Genomic DNA, 22,762 nt, shown 5'->3' on the forward strand with positions numbered 1-22,762 from the left:
CTCCCCTCTAGAATAGCTTCTGTTTGCCCTGCAGAATGCCAGGCAGGCTAATTTTCACATTGGTTTCGCCTTCCAGCACATCCGGGTCGTGGCTGGCAGTCCATTTGCCATTGGCCAAAGGAATCTGTGCCCGTTTTTCTTCCAGCTCTGCTTCCTCAATCCACTGCAAGGTGTTTGTCGGGCAAACCGAAGCGCACATCGGCGGGATTCCCTCTTTCGTACGGTCGTAGCATAGATCGCACTTATACATGAGATTCTGTTCTTCATCAAATTTGGGAATCCCATAGGGGCAGGCAATCGTACAATTTTGGCAACCGATGCATTTCTCTACCAAGGCTGACAATACGGCCCCATTATCTGCGATTTGAATCGCCTGAGCAGGACAGCTGCGGGCGCAAGCAGGATTGACACAATGAAAGCACATGAGGGGAATCGTTTGTCTGCTGATAAACGGGTCGACATCCAGTACGTAGTTTCGGTTTCGGTTGTCGTGACCTCCACACTGTGTACACGCCGCCAAGCAGCTTCGACAACCAATGCAATTATCCATTTCGATGTATAAGACTTGTTTACCCATGGCGAACTCCTCCATGTTTGTGCTTGATGATTTTCGCGGCGCACGCTTTAAACTCTGGCATTTTGCTATATGGGTCCAATGCCGGGTTGGTCAGCAGATTGATAGACTGCGCTTTTCCCCAATGGTACGGAACAAACACCGTATCCTCTCGAATCGCCTCGATCACTTTCACGCGGTACTGCGCCTCGCCTCTTCTCGTTTTCAGAGTGACCAGCTCATCGTGTTCAATACCGTAACGTGTCGCTGTTTTTGGGTGAACCTCAAGCAGCGGATCAGGATACATGTCCTTCAAAAACGGGATTCGTCTTGTCTGGTTCCCGGACAAATAGTGGAACACAACTCGTCCCGTCGTTAACCGCAAAGGATATTCTTCATCCGGCTCCTCCGCTGGCGGACGGTAAGGCAGCGCACATATTTTGGCTTTGCCATCCGGGTGATAAAATTTTTTATCCAGGAATAAATGGGGCTGTCCCTCGTCGCCTTCCTCGCGGCACGGCCAGAAAACACCGTTGTTTTGATCAATTTTCTCGTAGGTGACGCCGTAGTAGTCAGCTACTCCGCCTTTGGAGACCTGACGTATTTCATTGAAAATATCCTGAGGAGACTTCAAGTGAGTAAAGAATTGTCCGCGCCCCATTCTTTTGGCGATTTCGATCTGAATCCACCAGTCAGGCTTGGATTCGGCAAACCATTCCTGTGCCTGACGGTGACGAATGATGCGCCCTTCGAGATTGGTTGTCGTACCATCGTCCTCTGCCCAAGTCGTAACGGGAAGAACGACATCGGCGTATTCAGCTGATTCGGACAAGTAAAAGTCGCAGCAAACCATAAAATCCAGACTTTTCAGGGACTCCCGAACATGATTTAGATTTGGCGCACTTACAACCGGATTGGAGCAGAGTAAGTATAAGCTGCGAATCGTTTTATCCTTCATGAGCTGGAACATCTCATAGGCAGAGACACCTTTCTGCGGCATCTCTTCCGCGGGAATGCCCCAGGCACACGCTATTTCACGCACATGTTCAGGATTGTCCAGCTTGCGGTAGCCGGGCAATTGATCGGCTTTTTGTCCGTGTTCCCGCCCCCCTTGACCGTTTCCTTGACCAGTAAGGGTTGCAACCCCTGATTTTGGGCGGCCAATCTTGCCTGTGACGAGCGACATGTTCGTGTAGGCCGATACGTTGTCTGTCCCTTTCGCTTGCTGTTCCACTCCACGGCAAAACATCACAATCGCATCGGGTGCCCTCCCGAAAATGTCGGCAGCCCGCACAATCTTCTCCACCGAAACTCCTGTTATTTCGCTGACATACTCCGGTGTGAAGGTAGCAACCACTTCTTTTGTTTCCTCAAAACCATTCGTATGATTTCGAATAAAGTCTTCATCTATATGTCCATTCTCGATCAGGAGATGAACGATTCCGTTTGCCAGCGCCAAATCCGTACCGGGCCGCAGATCCAAGTGGATATCAGCGCGACGTGCCAAAGGTGTTTCCCTTGGATCGGCTACGATCAGATAGCCGCCTCGATTTTGCACTTCCCAAATACGGAACATGCTGGTTGGGTGACACTCGGCCGCGTTTGATCCGGCCAAAAACAAGCAGTCTGTTTGGTGAATGTCCGTCCAGGGAATGGTAGAACCGCGGTCAATCCCCAAGCTTCGATTCAATCCTGCCGCGGCGGATGACATGCAGAAGCGGCCATTGTAGTCGATATAGCGAGTTTGCAAGGCAACCCGCGCAAACTTACCCGTTAGGTAGCATTTTTCGTTCGTCATGGAAACGCCAGAGTAAACAGACAAGGTGTCTTTGCCATAGTTGTGTTGCAACTCCTTGAACTTGGAAACGATCAAGTCAAGCGCTTCTTCCCATGACGCTTCCCGAAAACCTTCCGCCGTGCCTTTTAATGAAGCATCTGTTCGAATCAACGGCCGCTGTATCCGATCCGGATGGTTCACCTGCTGATAAGCCGTCACCCCTTTTGGGCACATCTTCCCCAGATTGACAGGAAAATCGTATCGTGGCTCCACTCCAATAATCTTGTTCGTCGTTGTATCTACACGCAGGTTCATCCCGCATTGCATACCGCAGTAGCTGCAGTGCGTGCTGACCAATTTCTCATTCGGATGTATCTTGTTTTCAATTACTTTAAAAAATTTATCCTTTGGCATGTTGATTTGCCTCCCTGGCATTGATCTCGTGCGTAGGAACTCCTGTGAAGCGGAACATCCGGTATTTTCTGCGGCACGGCAAGCAAAGTTCAGCCAAGTGGAATCCTTCTTCCATTTGAAAAGCCATTTCGTTTTTACCCAGCACGTTGATTACATCTGCGGACTGTTCCGCAGAAACAAACTCGCTGCTGCACACTTTGCACTTTTTCATTTCCTGCTCGCCATAGTGCTCGCGATAATTACGTGCAAACACACTCATGGGACGGAATGGTATGTGAGCCAGTTTTCCGAATGGCAGATAAATCAATGTTACAATCACTGCAAATTGATGAGTGACTGATATGACCGGGTGCCCAAAGCCCCCTAAGAACATGTTGCTTGCGGTTAACATCAAGCCTGTCACGCTAATAAACAGCAGCAGGTATAAAGGCAAAAAGTCGTAGACAAAGGATTGTTCAGCCCGTGCCTGCATGTTCTTTAATCTGCGATACAAGGCCATGACTGCTCCACCGATGACCATAAAAGCAGTAATGTTCAACGCGTTGTAAAAGAGAAACGCAATCCAGCCATCCGCTTGTACGGTCAGAACATCCACACCCATGAACACGACCTGATAGTAGCCATTGTCCGTCATCGTGAAATACATCCAGCCAAACACTAACGGAAAGGTGACAAACGCGGCCAGGATGCATCCCCATCCCAGCAAAATGTGCTGTGTCCAGCGGTACCATCCCCGATTCCAAATAAAGCGATAGATGGCCAGATGATCCACTGCTGTATTCGCCGTGCTTTTACGAAAGAGAAGGCGTAGCCCCTTTTTCAAAATGACATTCGTTGGCGGGCGATCTGCCCACGCAGAAAATCGATAAAGGAAACCTCCGATAAAGACAAGGGTCCCCACCATATAGCCGTAAAGCGCCAAATCAATATGCGTGAAAAAACGTGTTCCCACGTAACTTAAGACGAACAAGCAAGCAATGATGATAAAAGCACGCTTCGCCACTTTGGAAGCAAATAGATAGTTCATACAACACCCTCCCTGCTGCTGCTCATTTTTTCCTTTCGCTCGAGACCATTGTAGCAATGGCTCGAAACCCAGGTTGTGATTTACCTCACATCCCTGCCACAATCAGGACGATTTCCTCTTCCCAAACTATCAATTTATGATGATATAATGAGTTACCTATGTATCCTTGTTGTAAGGGGGACCCACATGACCGGAAATGGTACAACGTTTGTCGAGCAGATTTCTTCCGATTTTGTGAATAGCCTTGGAACGTTTTCTGTTCGGAAAAATTTCGTTCCCGGGGCCGTTCTTTTTTTGGATGGTGAAAGAGCCGATCAGCTATTCTTAATTTCGTCGGGCCAAATCAAGCTCACAAAAAACACGAACGATGGAAAAGAATTAACACTGCAAGTATTTGGTGCAGGAGAGTTAGTTGGCGTTTCCGGGCTATTCGAACAGGAATTGACGTACACCTCCACAGGAACCATGTTGATGGAGGGTGAGGTATGGATCATCCCGCGACAAGGGTTGGAAAAAATGCTCATCAAAAACGGCCAATTTTGCGTAGACTTCCTGCGTTGGATGGGATTGATGAACAGGCGGATGCAGTCCAAATTTCGCGATTTGCTACTCAATGGCAAAATCGGCGCCTTGTATTCCACGCTAATCCGCATGAGTAACACGTACGGCAAGCCACACCCCGACGGAATCCTCATCGACCTTTCCCTTACCAATCGTGATTTGGCACAATTCATTGGTCTGACACGAGAGAGTGTCAACCGGATGCTTTCCGATCTAAAAAAACAGGATTCCATCGATCTGCTTCCCCACGGGCATATCTTGATTAAGGACCTTGCCTATTTAAAAGAAGCGATTTTTTGTGATGATTGCCCACCTGATATTTGTCAAATGTGAGCAAAGTCTACATACTTTCCTGCACAAAAAAAGTCCTGGACTTGTCCGTCCAAGACTTTTTTTCATCAGTGATTTAAACTTCTTTATCCATGTCTTTGCTCCGCGAGCTCGCTGAACATGCCAGTATAGTACTCGACGTCACCTGCATCGTCCAGAATCGCGCTAATCGTTAACCATTGGAGATACTGATCCCCATTCTTCCGGCGGTTCCAGATCTCTCCTTGCCAATAGCCATTCTCCTTGATCGAGCCCCACATTTTTTGATAGAAATCGGCATTCTGCCTGCCTGATTTTAAAATATTGGGGGACTTGCCAATCACTTCATTCATCTCATAACCAGTCACTTTCGTAAAAGCGTGGTTCGCACTTTTAATGACTCCTCGCGTATCGGTAATCAGTATCGCCTCTCCCGTCTTTTCCATAATGGTGGCGGCGAGCTGCAGCTTCTCTTGGTAAAACATCCACATCACCAAGACCAAGCTTACTAGTGCAAACTGCGATAACGCCATGAAACCGATCGCGTAATGCCCGGTCAGATTAAACAACAGCGTTAGGATCAACGGCGGGAAAAATCCTCCTAATCCCCCCATAGCCGATACGATCCCGTTTACAATCCCCGCTTGTCGCGAGAAATACATCGGCACTAATTTGAACACAGCACCGTTACCGATTCCGGCACATGCCGCTACCAACAAGCACCCTACTGTATACATCAAAATCGATGGCGAAAACGATAAAACGATACCAGACAAGGCGAGCCCGGCAAACACAATCATCAATGCCTTGAAGGGGTTCCACTTATCTCCAAGCCAGCCTCCCAATGGTCTTGCAAGTGTCGCCAAAAGAATGAACCCTGCTGTTCTCATACCTGCATCTACTTTATCCAGTTGGAAATGGCTCACTAAAAAGTTCGGGAGATACACGGTGAAAGCAACGAAGCAACCAAACGTAATAAAGTAGAACAAACTGATCAACCACAGCTTTTCGTTTTTGTAGACACTCTTTATCTGCTGACCAAGAGGAGTCACTACCTTAGGTTCATTTTTATCCCCCATCAAGAAGGTAAGCACTGCGAATCCCACAAGCAATAGCATAAACATCTGTACAGTGGTTGCCCATCCAAACGATTTAGCCAGAACTGGCGCTGAAAACGTCGTGATCGCTGTACCAATATTCCCCATACCGTAGATTCCGTTTACAGAACCATGCTTCTCTTTCGGATAGTATTTAGGTAGAGACGTGACACCAACGGAAAACACCGCTCCGCCTATCCCTATAAATAACCCGCCGATTAACAAATCGGTATACGTGGTCGCCTGGCTAATATAGAAAACAGGAGCCAGCAGCAAGAGAAAGCTGATGCTAAATAATAGCCTCGCGCCAAATCGGTTACTCCAATATCCAACTGGGATTCTCAGCAGCGATCCAAGAAGAACAGGAATCGCTGTCACCCACGCCACTTCGCTTGCACTCATGGGTACGGTTTCTTTGATAAAAGGCATGAGCGATGACAGAATGACCCATACCATGAAACCGACCGTAAGACTCAACGTCTGTAACGGCAACTGCCATTTTCGTACCATAAACAACACCCCTCACTTGGGAAATCTTCTTCATCCACTATGATAAGAGGCAAAGTTTGGTTTCGTTGTGATTTTAATCACAGCTCCTTCCGGGGCAATCCGCTTATAATCAAAGCGAAATCTTGAATCGAAGGAGTGGATTATACATGTTTTGTTATCAATGTGAACAGACTCCAACAGGTGGTTGTAAGGTCATCGGCGTTTGCGGAAAGAATGAAGATCTTGCGAGTATTCAGGATACCATTATTTTTGCTTTAAAAGGGATTGCAGCTTATGCGACACATGCTCGACAACTGGGATATATCGATCCTGAAGTGGACGGAATTACACAGGAAGCCCTTTATTTTACATTGACGAATGTGAATTTCAACTTGGACGAACATTTGCAAATGGCCATGAAAGTAGGGAAGGCCGCGATAAAAGTCATGGAGCTTTTGGATCGAGCTCATACGGATCATTTCGGAGTGCCGCAGCCAATCACCGTCTCGCAAAACAAAATAGAAGGAAAATGCATCGTTGTTACGGGGCACAATCTGTTTGCTCTCGAAGAGCTGTTAAAACAGACAGAAGGCAAAGGGATCAATGTATATACGCATTCCGAAATGCTGCCTGCACATGGCTATCCCGCACTGAAGAAATATCCTCATTTGAAAGGGAACATCGGGAAAGCATGGTACGATCAACGCCAGTTGTTTGAGAAATTTCCCGGCGCTATCCTGGCTACAACAAACTGTGTGATGCCTATTCGAGGCAGCTACGCCGATCGTTTCTTTTCATATGATATAACCGGTTTGGAAAATGTGACGAAAATCGAAGAAAACGATTTTGCGCCACTCATTGAAAAAGCATTGTCTCTTCCTGAGGTTTCCATCGAATCGGAACTGACATTGACGACTGGCTATCATCATAAAACGGTCTTGGGCATCGCCCCTGAAATTATTCAGGCAGTCAAGGAAGGAAAGATCAAACGCTTCTTCGTCATCGCTGGTTGTGACGCTCCTGGTAAGGGAGGCGAGTATTACCGTGAATTGGCTACGTCCTTACCGCCAGAAGCAGTCATTCTTACGACCTCCTGCGGGAAATTCCGTTTTAACGATGTAGATTTCGGCACCGTACCAGGTACCGACATCCCAAGATATATCGATTTGGGACAGTGCAATAACTCGGTTTCTACCATAACGATTGCGGCTGCATTAGCAGATGCCTTTGAGTGTGAAGTGAACGAGCTGCCAGTAAGTATCGTTCTTTCCTGGTTTGAACAAAAAGCGGTTGCCATCCTGCTCGGTCTGTTTAGCCTCGGGATACAAGATATACGGATCGGCCCAAAATTGCCTGAGTTCATTCAACCCGGTGTTCTGGAAGTATTACAAGACTTGTTCCATATTCAGTTGATTGGTGATGCTCAAGAAGATATGAAGCAAATGCTCGGAATCACTCAATAAACTGTAACCACACATCACAAAAGGAGGCACCTTCTTCTAACAGGAAGGTGCCTCCTTTTTCCTTACAGCGGTAAATGCGTAACGGCCGTCCATGTTCCCACTTCTCCTGCCCGCACAGATGGCGGCTTCATTCGAACCGATCCTCGTAATACATAATGTCGCAACCCAATTGTTGGCTCTTCTTTGTAAGCCAAGGTGCCAACAAAATTGGCATAAGGTGATTCAATCGTGATTTGCCTGGACCTCTCATCCCAACTTCCTTGTATGGGAGTCGGAGTACCACGGAAATTAACGGTACCGCTGACCCTGCCATTCGAGACATTGGAAATCACCAATGTGCCCAACGTGGTTGGTCTTCCACCGAAGCTCGCTTGAATTTCCCATGTAGAGGGGTACGGCAAGCTGACCCGAGTCATCTGTCCAATTGCCACGGTCGACCTCTCCTTTCAATTGACTTGAGCGTGTAGTCAAAATAGTACGTTACAGTATACGTAACCATCATGAATCTTCCCGTAGGCGGACGCACAACTTTATTTTTGACGCAAAAAGAGACGGTTTCCCGCCTCTTCTTCCAATCCATTCCCAATAGACTATTTCCATTCCGTTTCCGTCTTGTGTTCAATTACGTGTACGACTTTTGGTTCAACATCTTTCATCATTTGTTTCAGTAAATCATCGCTGATCGTTACTTTATTTTTTCCATCTTGAAGCTGTCTTTCAGCCTGTGTTCTTGCAATCACATCAATCACTTGTTGTTTCGAGATATTTTTCGATGCTGCAACCTCCACAACAGATTTCCCTTTTGCTAGTTCTTCTTTTAACTCTGTCGGGCTCATTTTTAATAGAGCAAACAGTTTTTCATCGTTTATAAAATTATCAGCATAGTAATCTGGCTTACCGTCTCTAGAGAAATAACCTTCTACTTCAGCGTTAGATGGTTCAAAATCTACCGGAGCAAGACTAATGCTATTCCCCTGAACAAATACTTGGTAACCCTCTCCCACTGATCCCTTCTTGGTGTAATTCAAGATAAATGCTTTTTGATCTGGATTGTCCATTTGCTCCATGGCAACCTCGTAATCTTTGATGTTGCCGTACAATTTATCAATGAGCTGATCTACCTTCCCCTTGATTTCCTGATCGGGTAACGTAATGAGTGGTTTCTCCTTAGGCTCCCAATTCTCTTGCGTCAGGTCTTGAATCTCATCCGTAATACCGTTTGTATGGAGGGTAATCTTTTTGCCAGTCCCCCCTTTTTCTTGCAAGACGATGCTTAATTGGACCTTTTTGGTTGAATCATTGGGGTCTCCAAGGTAGCTTGCATTGATAATCTCAAATGATTGTGTTTCAGGAATGGCATGATACAGCTTCTCAAGTGTTGCTTTTCCAGCCTCATCCAGCTTGACTTGTTCAGAAGTCATTGGTGCTCGAGTAAGCATGTCTATCACAACAGGGGCCGCAAATGCTGCGGTTGGAATCAAAATCGCAGCAGCAACAATTCCACCAATTAATCGTTTTTTCATCGTTATTTCGCTCCTTTTTCGTTGTAAATAGTGAGAATAGGATTGTTCGATTCGTTTGGAAATGGCCGGCGGGCACTCCATCGTTTGTGCCTCTTCGTGCAGATGTTCACGGATTTTGCGTTCAATAGTCATTGATTTTTTCCATCCTTTCCACTGGGAGATTCCCTATGTTTTTTCGAAGCGCCTGGAGGCCAGCATGATATCTGGACTTGACTGTACCCAGCGGAATATCGAGCAAAGTCGCAATTTCCTCAAGCGTATAGTCATGATAAAAGCGGAAGATAATCACTGTCCGCTGTTTGTCGGTCAGTTTTCGTATGGACTGGGATATCATTTGGTTTGTGCCATCCATCAACGCAGTATGTTCATCCAAATAAGACTCTTCGTGAGAGAAGGAACGAATGCGTTCAACAATGCGGAATCTCCTCCAGCTCTTGACCCGAAATCTCTGCACTTGACGGATTACCAGGCCATGCAGCCAGAACTGGAAAGGACGGTTCGTATCGTAATTAGCAAGTGAGGTCCACATTTGCATATAGATTTCATTCATGACATCTTCCCGATCCTGCTTATGATCAACCAGAAAGGAGACGGTCCGGTATACGTCCTGAAAGGTGGCATCATACATCGTATGAAACGCTTGTTGATCCCCCTCTTTCATTTTTATAAGTAATTGGTACATCTCTTCATTTTCCATTCAGAGGGCCCTCCTGAGTAGCAGCTTACACCCTATATTGTCTCTCGATCGAAAAAAGGTTCGGTTTTCTTCGTATTTTTTTTCAAAAATGTAACGAGCCCTATGGCCAAGCACGAAAAAGAGGCGGTAGTTTCCGCCTCTTTTCTTTCCATTAATCATTTAATCCCTTTCCCTCGAGAATTTGCTGCATACATTTTTCAACCCTTGACTCTCGCGTTTTGGCTTGTTTCGGCGCTGAAAAATGAAGCAGGTAGGCTCTTTGCCGTCCCGGTGTCAATGCTTCAAAGGCAGTTTTCAAGGCAGGGATTTCATCTAATTTATTTTGAAATTCTTCAGGAATGGCATATTCTTCATGCTTTTTAAAGTCCACTTCCAAACCGGCTTTTTCAACTTCAATGGCTTCCTGAATATAGGCCTTCAAAATAGATTCCATTTCCATGATTTCTTCCACACTGGTGAACCGGATCTGACGAGCAGCCTGTACATTCTCCGTTTGTTGAATGAGAATCCCATTTGGATCTTTTAACAAAGCACCTTTTTGAAACAGTAGCGCACAATATTCTTTAAATCCATGTATTAAAACGATGTTTTTTTTCTCAAACGTGTAACAGGGATGCATCCACTTGAAGTCTTCGGTCAACTCACAGTCCAGAACAATCCTTCTCAGCTTCTCGTATTCAGCCTTCCACTTTTTCGCCTTGCTTAAAAATTCATCAACCTTAGGATTCGTCTTACTTGTCGTCATCAAGGAACACCCCTCATCTCGTTGGTGTCATGCCAATTTTTAGTTTTGACATTATGGTATTTGTATTATTCGATCATCAGCTATTCAGGTTCCTTCTTTTAATGGCCTTCATCATTTGACTAATTTTCAGGTGGTAGAGGGAAAACTAACGAGAAATGTCAGATAAGGGGACTACATATGATCTCAGAATTCAAGCGATTTTTACTCGGTAGACCTATGAAATCAAGTGAGCTTGCCGAAGAAAAGTTAAATAAAGTAAAGGCTTTGGCGGTACTTTCATCTGATGCTCTGTCTTCTGTCGCTTACGGAACAGAACAGATTCTTCTCGTATTAATTTCTTTGGGAGCAGTAGCGATGTGGTACTCTCTCCCCATCTCCATTGCGGTTGTCTGTCTTTTAACCATCCTCATTTTGTCTTATCGCCAGACCATCTTTGCTTATACAACAGGCGGTGGAGCATACATTGTCGCCAAGGACAATTTAGGAACGACTACGGGACTGGTTGCAGGCGGCTCTTTGCTCGTGGACTACATTTTAACGGTCGCTGTTAGTACGTCTGCTTCTACAGACGCTATTACTTCGGCATTTCCAGTCCTACATGAACATCGCGTTCTGATTGCACTGTTCATGATTGCCATCGTGACGGTATTAAATTTACGGGGAATCACAGAATCGGCAACGATTTTAATGTATCCTGTTTATTTGTTTGTTTTCGCCATGCTCGTCCTAATTATTGGCGGCGGATATCAATGGCTGGTGGGGAATGTTCAAACTCATCCCCCAGCATATGGGGCAGTTGTTCCAGGTATAACCTTATTTCTTCTATTGAGAGCATTTAGTTCAGGGTGTTCCGCATTAACAGGTGTAGAAGCCGTATCCAATGCCATTCCCAACTTCAGGGACCCCGCACCCAAAAATGCAGCATTAACTCTTATCATGATGGGACTTATCCTCGGAGTTATGTTCATGGGCATTAGCCTGTTGGCCTATTTGTATGGTATTTCACCGAATCCTAAGGAAACGGTGGTATCTCAAATCGCTTCTACTGTTTTTGGACGAGGAATCATGTATTACTCGATACAAGCTGTTACAGCGCTTATTTTATTCCTGGCAGCTAATACTGCTTTTGCAGCCTTTCCTTTACTCGCCTTTATGTTTGCCAAGGACAGATTTATGCCAAACATGTTCATGGTTCGAGGCGATCGTCTTGGGTTTTCAAACGGGATTATTTTCTTGGCTGTTCTTTCCGCCCTATTAGTGATTGCGTTTAAAGGAGAAACGGAAAACTTAATTCCTTTGTATGCGCTCGGTGTTTTTATACCGTTTACCTTGTCACAAGCAGGAATGATGAAACGCTGGATTTCCAAAAAGCCCCGAGGGTGGTTCACACCTTTCATTATTAATACGTTAGGAATGCTAACGACCCTTACCATTTGCCTGATCTTTTTCATTACAAAAATCACGCAGGTATGGCCGATTTTTGTGTTCCTTCCTATCGTCATTTTCATCTTTAGGAAAATAAATCAGCATTATAGAGATTTGGCAAATGAACTACGACTCGATATGGAAACAGAAAAGCCCGAACCCAAAGGGAGTGTCATCGTTATTCCTGTGGCAGGGATTTCACAGGTGGTGAAAAACACCATTAGTTATGCGCAATCCTTGTCAGACGACATTGTCGCGGTCTACGTCGGGTTCAGTGATGAAGACATGAAAAAAATGGAGGAAAAATGGGAGCTCTGGAATCCGGGAATACGCTTGATTGTCCTGCGTTCCCATTATCGCAGTATTATAAGACCTTTGTTTAAGTTTATTGATACGGTTGAATGGAAAAAGGCAGAAACAGACCATGTTACTGTCATGATTCCACAGTTTATTACCAAGCGCTGGTGGCATAACTTACTTCATAACCAAACGAGTTTATTGATCCGCGCGTATTTATTCGCCCGCCAAGATGTAAAAATTGCTACGGTTCCATACCGGTTAAAGAAATGAAGCAGGATCCATTAAAGCATAAACAACGAAGAAAACCCGTCCCTTTGTAAGGAGACGGGTTCCATCATTTTTGATTACCTTGATCATCACGACTATGATTCAAATCCAGTATGAGCCTAAAATTAGATTGGAGGACAACCCAATCATACACTTTTTTTACGCGAATGATTTCTGGCTGAATACTGTTGGGGACTCCAAAGGTAACGGTAACCACAAAGCTGCAAGAGGCAGTATTTCCTGACTGATCCCTAGCTGTGCAGGTGAGCATCGTCATTCCTACAGGAAAGTCCATGGTAAAAGTTGCAACTGCAATGGGGGCAGGAGGGGAAAAGGAACGTGACATCCCATGACAGGTAATTGAGGTTACCCCACAAGTATCAGTAGCAGTGACTTCATAGGTAACCGTAGCGGAAGTTCGCCCTGGTAAAACATTGACTGTGATGTCTTCAGGGCAAGTAATGGTTGGAGGCTCGTCAATAACCGTGATGGTAAAGGAACATACTTCCGTATTCCCAAATATATCTTGTGCCGTACAGGTGACAACAGTATCTCCCACTGGAAAAAGCGATCCGGAAGGCGGAGAACAGGTAACTGTGACTCCAGGGCAGGTGGCAACAGGTGTTGGATAGTTTACAATAGGGCAAGGTACTACCATGTCAGGTGGGCAGGTTGGTGGCTGCACGCAGCCATTGAGCAAAACAGAAACATTGTCCGAATCCTCGTTTGCCGTAGCGATGTCAACTCTTCCGTCTCCATTAAAATCAGCTACTGTAATGCTGAAAGGACCTGCTCCTGTAGGGAACTGAAAGGGAGTCGAGAACCCCCCTGACCCGTTGTTTATGAGAATAGAAACGTTATCAGACCCTGCATTTGGGGTAACCAAATCAATGACTCCATCACAATTAAAGTCAGCCGCTGTTATATCAAAAGGAAAGGCATCAGTGCCCAAGGAAAAGGGACTTCCTGCTGCTTCTGTAAAAGAACCGAACCCATTGTTTAGAAAGACGGTTACATTACTCGTAGCAATATTAGCGACAGCAATATCGATAGACCCATTACCATTTAAGTCAGCTGCTACAAGGCTAAGGGGGGATGCTCCCCCTGGAAGTACAGAGAAACTCACTCCAGGAGTTTGGAACGTACCGTCCCCATTCCCGTTAAATATCGTTATATCATTGGTGTCCCGATTGGCAGTGGCCAGATCAAGCTTGCCATCTCCATTAAAGTCGGCCGCTACAATATCAAAAGGGGCCAAACCAGGGGTAGTGGCAAAAGGACTTCCTGGCGCCATGGTAAATACACCTGATCCATTATTCAACAAGACAGTAATGAAACTAGTTCCTGTAATTTGGCCTACATTTGCTATAGCTAAGTCCACACCGTTTACACCATCAAAGTCCCCTGTAGCAATAGCAAAAGATTGCGAAACAGCAGGAAACACACCTGTACTATAAGCTACAGGTGCAGCAAAGGTGCCATCCCCGTTATTCAAAAGGATAAAAACGCGGTCATTGGGAGTTTGATCCGTTACAGCCAAATCAATGTGCCCATCTCCATTAAAATCTGCTGCTGCAATTTGCCCTAATAAAGACCCAGGGAACAAAGTATTGAAGGGTATCGTTTGGAATACGGAAAACACGCCGGAACCATTGTTAAGAAGAATGGAAACATCATTGGACCCAATATCCACTACAGCCAAATCTATGCGACCGTCTCTGTTAAAATCGGCAGATGTAATGCTGGAAGGAGATGTTCCTCCCGTATTATATTCAACTGAGGGCTGAAAAAATGGGCAGGCCAAATTGGATTCACCCTTTCTTACAGGATTACAGGCAGCCATTCTCTAATTGAAATGCTTCACTCCAAACATAAATACAGGTTAAAAAATGCATGTGGTGTATACGCTGCAAATGTCTTTGATTATGATATGGCTGTTTAGGTGTGTATGTGAATCTGCTCTTCTTGTATGGTCAATCCCAAGCAAACCCGTCTCCTTAAAACAGGGACGGGTTTGCTATTTCTTTGAACATATATTGAACTTTTTAACTGATTATTCCTTTGATTTGAATTTATTCCTTTTACTGTTTTGCTCAATTTAACAAACTGTAATATATTTCTATGTGGAATTATCCATATTTAACAGTTCAAGGAGGTTTTTATGAATTTTGTAAAGAGAAGATGGAAAGGTACTCGAAATGTTTTAGCACTGGTATTATTGTTAGGCATTATTTTTTCTGGTCATAGTTTCGTACAAGCAGCAGATAATGAGTATACAGATAACGTGATTCCAGTTATGACTGGGGAAACTACACCTTCAGGTCATGCTTTTTCTTCCTCCAAACTTTGGGATGCTTTTTATCCATGGAAAGCCTTTGACCATAATCCCGGTACAGCCTGGTATGCCACTGTACTTCCTGGTGCACTAGAATATGAGTTTCCAACTCCCAAAAAAATCGAGAAATATTCCATTACCTATTGGAATGAGAATACTGCACCAGCAAATTGGACTTTTGATGGCTGGGATGGTACAGAATGGGTTCAACTCGATAAGCGAACAAACATAAAAAATTGGTACACTATCCCCTCTAAAAAGCAAGAATACTCATTTAGTAACGCTAACTCCTATATTAAGTACCGTCTCAATATTACGGCATCTGTATTTGCCCAAGGTAACGCAAGCATTATTGCTGAACTGGAGATGTTTGAAAAGAACAATTCTGGCGCTGATCCAGGCACCGATCCAGGCACCGATCCAGGTACTAATCCAGGCACCAATCCAGGCACCGATCCAGGCACCGATCCAGGTACTAATCCAGGCACCAATCCAGGCACCAATCCAGGCACTGATCCGGGTACCGATCCGGGTACTGATCCAGATCCAGAATTAACTGGGGACAACGCACTTCTTGTTATTAAAATGATCAGTGGACTTGAGAAAGAATTTGATTTAACTGCATCCGAAGTACAAGACTTCATCAACTGGTATAATGGCCGTGCAGACGGACGTGGCAAAGAAACATACATGTTCGATAAGGACTTTAACAAGGGGCCATTTACTTCACGCAAAGACTATGTGGCATTCAGCAAGATTCAATCCTTTGAAGTCATGGAATATACCAAATAACACGATGAGGCGCTTCCCTAAAAATAAGGAGGGTGCCTCTCCACTATTTATCCAATCAATACACTTGTGTAACAAACCCCCTCTCCTCCGAACTGATAATTAATTCCTTTTACTATTTTGCTCAAATCATCAAAATGCAATCTATTCCCATGTGATATTATCCATTTTTAACAGCCCAAGGGGGATTTTATGAATTTTGTAAAGACGTGTAGTAAGCTTTTTGTAAGTATGGGTCTAATCACTGCCATTTTATTTTCTGGTCAAAGCATAGGCCATGCAGAAGATCAATATACCAATGATTTAGTTCCTAAGATGACAAGTAATAATTCACCAAGCGGTGTAGTACGTTCAAGTAGTATATGGAGCGTAATCAACCACCAACCTTTTAATGTTTTTAATGATTCAGATGAAGATTATGGTTGGTCTAGTGCTCAAAGTACGCTTTATGGATGGGTTTCATATGAGTTCTCTGCTCCAACTAAGATTCAAAAGTATACGATAAAACCTCGAGTTAAAAATATTGATAGCCTATTGGAACTCCCTAAAGATTGGACTTTCGAGGGGTGGAATGGCACAGATTGGATAATTTTAGATACACGTTCAAACATTAAAAATTGGGTAATGGGCCAAAAAAACGAATTCACTTTTGATAACAACACTGAGTATCTTGCTTATCGTATAAACGTAACAAAGAACAACGGTTCCTCCAAATTTGTCACAATCGGAGAAATCGAAATGATGGCGAAAATTAGTGAATCACCAGAACCAGAGCCTAATCCTGAGCCTAACCCTGAACCAACCGGCGACAAAGCTCTACTAGTTATTAAAATGATCAGTGGACTCGAGAAAGAGTTTGAGCTATCTGCATCTGAAGTACAAGACTTCGTTGACTGGTATAATGGCCGTGCAGACGGACGTGGTAAAGAAGCATTTATGTTCGATAAGGACTTTAACAAGGGACCATTTACCTCTCGAGAAGATTATGTAGCATTCAGTAAGATTCAATCCTTTGAAGTGATGGAATATACCAAATAACACGATGAGGCACCTTCTATATAACTGGATGGTGCCTCAAAATTTTGAAGCCGCTGAAACCTGCTAGTGTGTAGGGGGAACGCCCAGCTCTATCATGCCAGCTGGTCGATCGCACCACCTATCCGAAGTCTCTTTTACGTCAACGTACCATATGAAACATAGCTGTAGTTAATTGTACGCTTATCCACATAGTAACAACCGAAAAAAGCCCCCGAATCGTTCGGAGGCAACAATTTAGCTAATGGCTAATTATACTTCTCTAAAACTTCTTTCTTCAATTTATTAAACTGCTCAACATTTTCACCAAAATATTCACTTTCCTCTAAACTACGGTACGTATCAGTTGGTTGTGCTTTTTTAGCCTTTGTATTCTGCATTCCTGCACTGATATCATATTTACCCTGATACATTCCAATAATTGCATATCCATCTTTATCACCTGTATCTCTCAAGAATAATACGTAGGTACCTTCTTCATTCATGAGATTATAGCCTTCCACTGTATCAAAAACATCACCCTCGAAATAAGCAGGCTCATATACAGAGATTGTATCTCCTTCTTTAAGACTTCCCTTGTGAACCTTCTGTATTTTTACTTCGGACTCTGAAGCAGTTTTTACATCACCTTCGCCAAGATTCCATTTTTTTAATGATCTCTTTCCAGTAAATTCAGCTTGTACAATATAGCCGGAGTACTTTTCAACCTCTCCGATATTTTCAAACAAAATAAAATCGGCCTGATTCGTAACAACTCGATAATCTTTTTCAGTAGTGTTTAATTCTTTATAAGAAAATGCTCCTCCTACTAACAAAGCAATTGTAGCAACAGAAACAGCGATCAATTTTTTCATAACTCCACCTGCTTTCTCCTAGTACTTCCAGGATAAATTATTTCCGTCTAATGTTGTAGGATCAGTAAGGCTCAACTTTCCTTGCTGCAAATGCCTTCCCTTCATAGTCTTCTATAGCTTCAGTAACAGCACCTAGTAGATTCTCATCAGAGACTGAAGCAGTGATATAGGTATCAATGTCCTTGACATAACTTGCTGTTGGAATAGTAAAACCGGGTATTCTCTTACCTCCTCTTAGATTCCATAATTACATAATAATTCCCTTTTTCTTCCTATCAAACAAAAAATACTATTCATTTTTAGATACGTGCTGTGATCTCACTGTAAAAACAAAAACAACGCACAATGACACCAAGCCTAGTGGGGTGTCTACTACTATGATCCTCAGTAACAGCTATGCACGTCCGTTCTCCTTTTTGATTTACGAGAACACAGTACAAAAAACCATCCTCGATTTTTGGGAATGAATTTTTTCCATCAAGCTGACCAAACTGACTCTGGTATTGGCCCGTCTCCTTAAACTGGGACGTGTTAGATATTTCTTGAACACCTTATGAACATTTCCCTGAGCATTCCTTTGATTTGAATTTATACCTTTAACTGTTTTGCTCAAATCATTGAAATGTAATATATTTCTATGTGATATTATCCATTTTTAACAGTTCAAGGGGGATTTTATGTTTTTTGTAAATACGTGTAGTAAGGTTCTTGTTAGTTTGGGACTTATCATTTCTATTTTATATTTTGGTCAAAGCGTCGGTTTTGCTGAAGATGAGTACAGTGGAGATTTAATTCCTGCGATGACAAGTAATGATGCGCCAAGTGGGCTAGCAAGTGCAAGCACTGAATGGAGTGGGAATCATAGAGCATACCGGGCATTTGATGACAAAGATGATACTTATGGATGGGCTACAGCTGGCGGTACAATTAAAGGCTGGTTACAATATGAATTCTCAGAGCCAAAGAAAATTTCTAAGTATACAGTAAAATCAAGGGATGTTTATAAAGGTGAAAGCCCCAAGGATTGGACGTTTGAGGCATTCGATGGTCAAGAATGGATCGTATTAGATACACAAACTAACCAGACAGGCTGGACAACAAATTTCAAAAGAGATTACACATTTAACAACAAGAACTTCTATACACAATATCGTATTAATATAACATCAAACAACGGCTTTTCTTCATTTACAGTTATTGAAGAATTAGAAATGATGGAGAAAATAGGAACCACAAATCCCGACCCTAACCCAGAACCAAATCCCGATCCAAAACCAGAGCCGACTGGTGATAACGCACTTCTTGTTATTAAAATGATCAGTGGTCTTGAGAAAGAATTTGAGCTATCTGCATCTGAAGTACAAGATTTCATTGACTGGTATAATGGCCGTGCAGATGGACGTGGCAAAGAAACATATATGTTCGATAAGGACTTTAACAAGGGACCATTTACTTCTAGAAAAGATTACGTAGCATTCGGTAAGATTCAATTGTTTGAAGTTATGGCATATACCAAATAACACGGCGAGGCACCTCCTGTGAAACAGGTAGGTGCCTCGCACTTTTATGAAGCTAGTATATGCTAAAAGAATCAAGTCGACGAACAGAATCCTGATCCTCACAGATTTCTTTAAAGGAGAGTCTGTATCATTAAATAGTGAGTTTTTATACCTTATTTAAGAATCAACTGTACAGGGGAAGTCTTATAGGTTGTATTTCCAATGCCTAATTCTCCATGACTGTTGAAGCCCCAGCTCCACACAGTTCCATCAGATTTTACCCCAAGAGATACATTCGTCCCAGCCGACAGGGATTCAAAATTAAATAAATTCTCAATTTCGATTGGAACTGCTGTTGAAGTCTTCGCTCCATTACCCAACTGACCTACTCCATTTGCTCCCCAACGCCATACGGTTGCATCGCTTTTTTTAGCAAAGCTGTGCGTCTGTCCAGCTTCGATAAAAGTGACATTCTCCAAGCCTTCGAGTTGAACAGGTGTATACGTATTGCCTGCTACAGACGCACCAAACAAATCCGAATTCTTACCCCAGCCCCATACCGTTCCGTCCTCTTTTAGGGCGAGCGAAAACTCATGTCCAGCAGATACAGCAACTACATTTGAAATTCCTTCAACCTGCACAGGTACTCCTGTCATTTGTAAATCTTTACTCACACCAATTTGTCCAGTACTATTCTTTCCCCATGCCCACACCGTTCCATCACTTTTCAAAGCCATTGCATGATACTTTCCTGATGAAATAGCAGAAATGCTTGATAGTGTCTCTACGTGAATGGGTGAATATGACTTTGAGCCTTAACTGTTTTCATTTGGAACCTGGGTTGGTGACAGCACGGCTTTAATCTCTCTAGCACTCCCTATTTGTCCGCTTGCGTTGCTTCCCCATCCCCAAACGGTTCAGTCATTCTTAACAGCCAACGAGTGAATAGAGTTACCTGCTGCTACAAATTTTACATCATCAAGAATTTGAGCAGGTGTTGTCTGCTTTTTAGTATCTGCAGTACCATCTCCAAGATGTCCCCACAGTGTGTTATAACCGGTTGCCCAAAGTGTCCCATCAGGCTTCACAAAAAATGAATTGTTTAGATTGGTGCTTACTTGATACTTTCCATTGGGCTCTTCACACGCATTTGCACCAGCCGATAAAAAATTAGCTGTGAGCAACAAGGTGATTGCACTTAAAACAGAAAATTTTTTCATAAATTTCTTCATGAAATACTTCCAAATAACAATATTTTTCATAAGATGAATATCGGCTTAAACTATATTTACGGTTAAACTTTTCTAAAAAATTCAACAAGATTAAACCAAGTGGATATAGGAAAGCCGCTTCATGCAAAACATCCTCTATTTTACTGATTATTTCTTTGCTCGCTGAAAACATCGGAAGTGTAAACTTGTGTCACTAAGTGTAAGCTCATGAAAACAAAAAAGAGGCGGATAATCGCCGCCTCCTTTCTCTGATCAATCCCAAGCAAATCTCTGCTCTTTCCATGGATCACCGTACATTTATTAATGTAACCATAATACGATACACTGAAAAACTCGACTTCTTAACGAGAACAGGTTGTTATTTCTTGAGTGCATCCAGTCTTCTCATATCGTAATCTGGGATAAATTCTCTGTCTCATTACAGTAGTGTTGTCCAGCCTAATAGCTGAGCAACAGGGGCTTGACCAATATTTTAACTTAAAGGAATGTCTAGACTACCAGAATTCCCGTTTAGTCCCACCCATGAATTCACGGTTTTTTTCAAATTATTCAGGATGATATATTCAACTTTCCAGTCTGATTTATGACCACTATCATCTTGAATTAAAGTAACTGATCTAATTGCTCCAACATCTTTTCCTGAAATATAAAATGTTTCAAGATCACCTCGCTCAAAGCTACCATTAATCTCTTTTGTGAAAGAATCTTTTGATCCTCTTATCGTGACTTTAATATTAGCGTCAGTGCCTGAATCTTGATCATCAGATGTCTTAATTTCCAAAGTATAATTTTTCAGAGCTTGTGAGCTAGCATTTTGGGGAGCAGCAAATGAAGAAATAGGAGCTACAGATACAAGAATAGCGATAGTAGCAAATAAGGAAGCTATTTTTTTCATTAGTAAAACCTCCACCATTTGGTATTTTGATACAATATATAAAATACCACACATATATTTAATTGTAAATATTTCCATTTATGATATATTTTATGTTAATTCATAATTCTTTAATGAAACCTCCTGACTCCTCTTCCTGGGTCATCCATTTCCTCAATAAAGCAAAACTGTCGGAGAAAAGATAAAATTTGATTTTACCGAGACAAAGTTAAATATTCGATCATATTCAATAGCTTGAAAATAACTATGATGAGGCTTTGTTTGTTATAAAGATATTTAGTGTACAAGTACAGGACTTCTCAGATTGGTATAATGGCAAAGAAATATATATGTTGTTCAATAAGGACTTTACAAGGGGCCATTTTCCTCTCGAAAAGACTATGTAGCTTTCAGCAAGATCCAATCCTTTGAAGTGATGGAATATACCAAATAAAAGTAAGAGGCACCTTCTGGAAAACAGGAAAGTGCCTCTTACTTTTTATGACTACTATGTTCTGGTTATTGATCCCATACGGAGAAAATAAAGTCGATGAATACTCGTGATCTTCTCCATTAATGATTGTTCTTGTCACGCCAAAAAACGCCTGTTTGTTTGCAGGGGAAACGCCCTGTTCCATCATGCCAGCTGGTCGACTGCGCCACCCATCCGAAGTCTCCCGTACGCCAGCTTTCGATATGAACGTCACCATAGCTGTTGTTGGTGATCATTATGAAATTCCATAGCTTCTCACTTTTCCTCCGCACAAACAATGGATAGTTTTAAGGTCATTATTCAAGATCATATCAATCAAAGTTTTGTGTTAGGTTTCAAAGACAACAATGGAAAATATATAACTGGCACGATATTAAGGATATGGTTGAGGAAGAGGTATTGCTGTGCCTGAAATCCACTTATCATCTGAAATTACAGACATGGCTTTGATTAGAACAATTGTTTGTTTCGCTTTTGTTTATCTTTGCTGGAGAGCCAAATAGTTGGGTCAGTTTATTTATGCTTTAACTATTTGGTATTTCGCAATAGAAAATATTGTAAAATTTTATATATTTATGTAACGTTTAATTGAATCCAAAAACTAGGAGATGATAGATTTGAAAAAGTTTGCTCAAGCAGCTTTGCTCGCATTACTCACTGCATCTTTTGTTATTCCAACAGGAGCAGAAGCCGCAAGTTCTCAACAAACTTCTAATACGGTTGCACCTGCTTCAACCAAACAAGTAGCAGATTACTCAAACCTTGGATCAAATGATCCGACTAAGAAGTCTTCAACCTTCAATGTAACTACATCTGGCTATGTTACAGTTAATGTGACACAGAACCATGGTACGGAAACAGCTTACATGTACTATGCAATTGTTACAGACCTCCCGGATGGTACTACAACCTCCTATGGCTCTTCAAACATCGAAGGAAATGGCTCTTTTAGCTTCACAAGTAGTAAACCACTACCTGCTGGCGAGTATTACATCCGTTATAAC

The 22,762-nt window shown here is 42.9% G+C and carries 20 protein-coding genes and 1 pseudogene; 7 read left to right on the forward strand and 14 right to left on the reverse strand.

The genetic code is table 11. The features are described 5' to 3' along the window. Positions 1-7: 7 nt before the first annotated feature. The 3 genes from HP401_RS12045 to HP401_RS12055 are packed head-to-tail and all read right to left on the reverse strand — an operon-like array spanning position 8 to position 3,771. The gene (locus tag HP401_RS12045; RefSeq protein ID WP_088909171.1) at positions 8-577 is read right to left on the reverse strand and encodes a 4Fe-4S dicluster domain-containing protein; all 570 of its coding nucleotides are present in this window, start codon (positions 575-577) and stop codon (positions 8-10) included. Beyond that, complete coding sequence (locus HP401_RS12050) at positions 570-2,744, reverse strand: molybdopterin oxidoreductase family protein (protein WP_173605161.1); 2,175 nt, start codon at positions 2,742-2,744, stop codon at positions 570-572. The genes HP401_RS12045 and HP401_RS12050 overlap by 8 nt, the downstream gene beginning before the upstream one ends. After that, positions 2,731-3,771: a hypothetical protein gene (locus HP401_RS12055; protein ID WP_173605162.1), complete on the reverse strand. Its 1,041-nt coding sequence runs from the start codon at positions 3,769-3,771 to the stop codon at positions 2,731-2,733. Before HP401_RS12055 ends, HP401_RS12050 begins: the two co-directional genes overlap by 14 nt. 186 nt (positions 3,772-3,957) lie before the next feature. Between HP401_RS12055 and HP401_RS12060 the strand changes: the two genes are divergently transcribed. Further along, a complete protein-coding gene (locus HP401_RS12060) occupies positions 3,958-4,665 on the forward strand; it encodes a Crp/Fnr family transcriptional regulator (protein ID WP_173605163.1) in 708 nt (235 codons plus the stop codon). A gap of 83 nt (positions 4,666-4,748) precedes the next feature. On the opposite strand, the gene HP401_RS12065 is transcribed toward HP401_RS12060, so the two are convergent. After that, positions 4,749-6,248 (reverse strand): nitrate/nitrite transporter, encoded by a 1,500-nt coding sequence (locus HP401_RS12065; protein WP_173605164.1) that lies wholly within the window; start codon positions 6,246-6,248, stop codon positions 4,749-4,751. A 146-nt stretch (positions 6,249-6,394) separates the two neighbouring features. On the opposite strand from HP401_RS12065, the gene hcp reads away from it, so the two are divergent. Continuing rightward, positions 6,395-7,690 (forward strand): hydroxylamine reductase, encoded by a 1,296-nt coding sequence (gene hcp, locus HP401_RS12070; protein ID WP_173605165.1) that lies wholly within the window; start codon positions 6,395-6,397, stop codon positions 7,688-7,690. Between the two features lie 62 nt (positions 7,691-7,752). On the opposite strand, the gene HP401_RS12075 is transcribed toward hcp, so the two are convergent. The 4 genes from HP401_RS12075 to HP401_RS12090 form a co-directional block, all read right to left on the reverse strand. Further along, on the reverse strand, positions 7,753-8,121 hold the full coding sequence (locus HP401_RS12075) for a hypothetical protein (protein WP_050763843.1): 369 nt from the start codon (positions 8,119-8,121) through the stop codon (positions 7,753-7,755). Positions 8,122-8,280: 159 nt separating this feature from the next. Next, positions 8,281-9,345, reverse strand: a complete 1,065-nt coding sequence (locus HP401_RS12080; protein ID WP_173605166.1) for a hypothetical protein — start codon at positions 9,343-9,345, stop codon at positions 8,281-8,283. Beyond that, on the reverse strand, positions 9,335-9,910 hold the full coding sequence (locus tag HP401_RS12085; protein ID WP_087343233.1) for a sigma-70 family RNA polymerase sigma factor: 576 nt from the start codon (positions 9,908-9,910) through the stop codon (positions 9,335-9,337). Before HP401_RS12085 ends, HP401_RS12080 begins: the two co-directional genes overlap by 11 nt. A 151-nt stretch (positions 9,911-10,061) precedes the next feature. Continuing rightward, complete coding sequence (locus tag HP401_RS12090; protein ID WP_173605167.1) at positions 10,062-10,655, reverse strand: YdeI/OmpD-associated family protein; 594 nt, start codon at positions 10,653-10,655, stop codon at positions 10,062-10,064. A gap of 177 nt (positions 10,656-10,832) precedes the next feature. Between HP401_RS12090 and HP401_RS12095 the strand changes: the two genes are divergently transcribed. Then, positions 10,833-12,650 carry an APC family permease gene (locus HP401_RS12095; protein ID WP_173605168.1) on the forward strand — a complete coding sequence of 606 codons (1,818 nt, stop codon included), beginning with the start codon at positions 10,833-10,835 and terminating at the stop codon, positions 12,648-12,650. Between the two features lie 64 nt (positions 12,651-12,714). Here the strand turns inward: HP401_RS12095 and HP401_RS12100 are convergent, their stop codons facing one another. Beyond that, the gene (locus tag HP401_RS12100) at positions 12,715-14,451 is read right to left on the reverse strand and encodes an FG-GAP-like repeat-containing protein (RefSeq protein WP_254457054.1); all 1,737 of its coding nucleotides are present in this window, start codon (positions 14,449-14,451) and stop codon (positions 12,715-12,717) included. Between the two features lie 357 nt (positions 14,452-14,808). Here HP401_RS12100 and HP401_RS29875 point away from each other — a divergent pair, with 357 nt between their 5' ends. Next, positions 14,809-15,774, forward strand: a complete 966-nt coding sequence (locus HP401_RS29875; RefSeq protein WP_254457055.1) for a hypothetical protein — start codon at positions 14,809-14,811, stop codon at positions 15,772-15,774. A 189-nt stretch (positions 15,775-15,963) separates the two neighbouring features. Continuing rightward, positions 15,964-16,809 carry a discoidin domain-containing protein gene (locus HP401_RS12110; RefSeq protein ID WP_173605170.1) on the forward strand — a complete coding sequence of 282 codons (846 nt, stop codon included), beginning with the start codon at positions 15,964-15,966 and terminating at the stop codon, positions 16,807-16,809. A 245-nt stretch (positions 16,810-17,054) separates the two neighbouring features. On the opposite strand, the gene HP401_RS12115 is transcribed toward HP401_RS12110, so the two are convergent. Further along, positions 17,055-17,660, reverse strand: coding sequence for a hypothetical protein (locus HP401_RS12115; protein ID WP_173605171.1), 606 nt, complete (start codon positions 17,658-17,660; stop codon positions 17,055-17,057). A gap of 677 nt (positions 17,661-18,337) precedes the next feature. On the opposite strand from HP401_RS12115, the gene HP401_RS12120 reads away from it, so the two are divergent. After that, positions 18,338-19,180 carry a discoidin domain-containing protein gene (locus tag HP401_RS12120; protein WP_173605172.1) on the forward strand — a complete coding sequence of 281 codons (843 nt, stop codon included), beginning with the start codon at positions 18,338-18,340 and terminating at the stop codon, positions 19,178-19,180. Between the two features lie 152 nt (positions 19,181-19,332). Here HP401_RS12120 and HP401_RS35605 read toward each other — a convergent pair whose 3' ends face one another. The 4 genes and pseudogenes from HP401_RS35605 to HP401_RS12140 form a co-directional block, all read right to left on the reverse strand. Continuing rightward, complete coding sequence (locus HP401_RS35605; protein ID WP_309145123.1) at positions 19,333-19,953, reverse strand: RCC1 domain-containing protein; 621 nt, start codon at positions 19,951-19,953, stop codon at positions 19,333-19,335. Between the two features lie 21 nt (positions 19,954-19,974). Beyond that, positions 19,975-20,061: pseudogene (locus HP401_RS35705) on the reverse strand (hypothetical protein); the annotation flags it as partial. A gap of 15 nt (positions 20,062-20,076) precedes the next feature. Continuing rightward, positions 20,077-20,391, reverse strand: coding sequence for a hypothetical protein (locus HP401_RS12135; protein ID WP_173605174.1), 315 nt, complete (start codon positions 20,389-20,391; stop codon positions 20,077-20,079). A gap of 472 nt (positions 20,392-20,863) precedes the next feature. Next, positions 20,864-21,286, reverse strand: coding sequence for a PLAT/LH2 domain-containing protein (locus tag HP401_RS12140; protein ID WP_173605175.1), 423 nt, complete (start codon positions 21,284-21,286; stop codon positions 20,864-20,866). Positions 21,287-22,366: 1,080 nt separating this feature from the next. On the opposite strand from HP401_RS12140, the gene HP401_RS12145 reads away from it, so the two are divergent. Beyond that, on the forward strand, positions 22,367-22,762 hold a 396-nt coding region (locus tag HP401_RS12145; protein ID WP_173605176.1), incomplete at its 3' end, for a hypothetical protein.

This window comes from Brevibacillus sp. HB2.2, assembly GCF_013284275.1.
Classification (GTDB): Bacteria; Bacillota; Bacilli; order Brevibacillales; family Brevibacillaceae; genus Brevibacillus; species Brevibacillus brevis_D.

What these genes read in the sequence shown, in the direction of transcription:
- HP401_RS12080 (WP_173605166.1), bottom strand. Translation starts at nt 9,345, where the DNA reads ATGACTATTGAACGCAAAATCCGTGAACATCTGCACGAAGAGGCACAA.
- HP401_RS12120 (WP_173605172.1), top strand. Translation starts at nt 18,338, where the DNA reads ATGTTTTTTGTAAATACGTGTAGTAAGGTTCTTGTTAGTTTGGGACTT.
- HP401_RS12090 (WP_173605167.1), bottom strand. Translation starts at nt 10,655, where the DNA reads ATGACGACAAGTAAGACGAATCCTAAGGTTGATGAATTTTTAAGCAAG.
- HP401_RS12045 (WP_088909171.1), bottom strand. Translation starts at nt 577, where the DNA reads ATGGGTAAACAAGTCTTATACATCGAAATGGATAATTGCATTGGTTGT.
- HP401_RS12140 (WP_173605175.1), bottom strand. Translation starts at nt 21,286, where the DNA reads ATGAAAAAAATAGCTTCCTTATTTGCTACTATCGCTATTCTTGTATCT.
- HP401_RS12065 (WP_173605164.1), bottom strand. Translation starts at nt 6,248, where the DNA reads ATGGTACGAAAATGGCAGTTGCCGTTACAGACGTTGAGTCTTACGGTC.
- HP401_RS12135 (WP_173605174.1), bottom strand. Translation starts at nt 20,391, where the DNA reads ATGAAGAAATTTATGAAAAAATTTTCTGTTTTAAGTGCAATCACCTTG.
- HP401_RS29875 (WP_254457055.1), top strand. Translation starts at nt 14,809, where the DNA reads ATGAATTTTGTAAAGAGAAGATGGAAAGGTACTCGAAATGTTTTAGCA.
- HP401_RS12085 (WP_087343233.1), bottom strand. Translation starts at nt 9,910, where the DNA reads ATGGAAAATGAAGAGATGTACCAATTACTTATAAAAATGAAAGAGGGG.
- HP401_RS12055 (WP_173605162.1), bottom strand. Translation starts at nt 3,771, where the DNA reads ATGAACTATCTATTTGCTTCCAAAGTGGCGAAGCGTGCTTTTATCATC.
- hcp (WP_173605165.1), top strand. Translation starts at nt 6,395, where the DNA reads ATGTTTTGTTATCAATGTGAACAGACTCCAACAGGTGGTTGTAAGGTC.
- HP401_RS12060 (WP_173605163.1), top strand. Translation starts at nt 3,958, where the DNA reads ATGACCGGAAATGGTACAACGTTTGTCGAGCAGATTTCTTCCGATTTT.
- HP401_RS12050 (WP_173605161.1), bottom strand. Translation starts at nt 2,744, where the DNA reads ATGCCAAAGGATAAATTTTTTAAAGTAATTGAAAACAAGATACATCCG.
- HP401_RS12095 (WP_173605168.1), top strand. Translation starts at nt 10,833, where the DNA reads ATGATCTCAGAATTCAAGCGATTTTTACTCGGTAGACCTATGAAATCA.
- HP401_RS12115 (WP_173605171.1), bottom strand. Translation starts at nt 17,660, where the DNA reads ATGAAAAAATTGATCGCTGTTTCTGTTGCTACAATTGCTTTGTTAGTA.
- HP401_RS12110 (WP_173605170.1), top strand. Translation starts at nt 15,964, where the DNA reads ATGAATTTTGTAAAGACGTGTAGTAAGCTTTTTGTAAGTATGGGTCTA.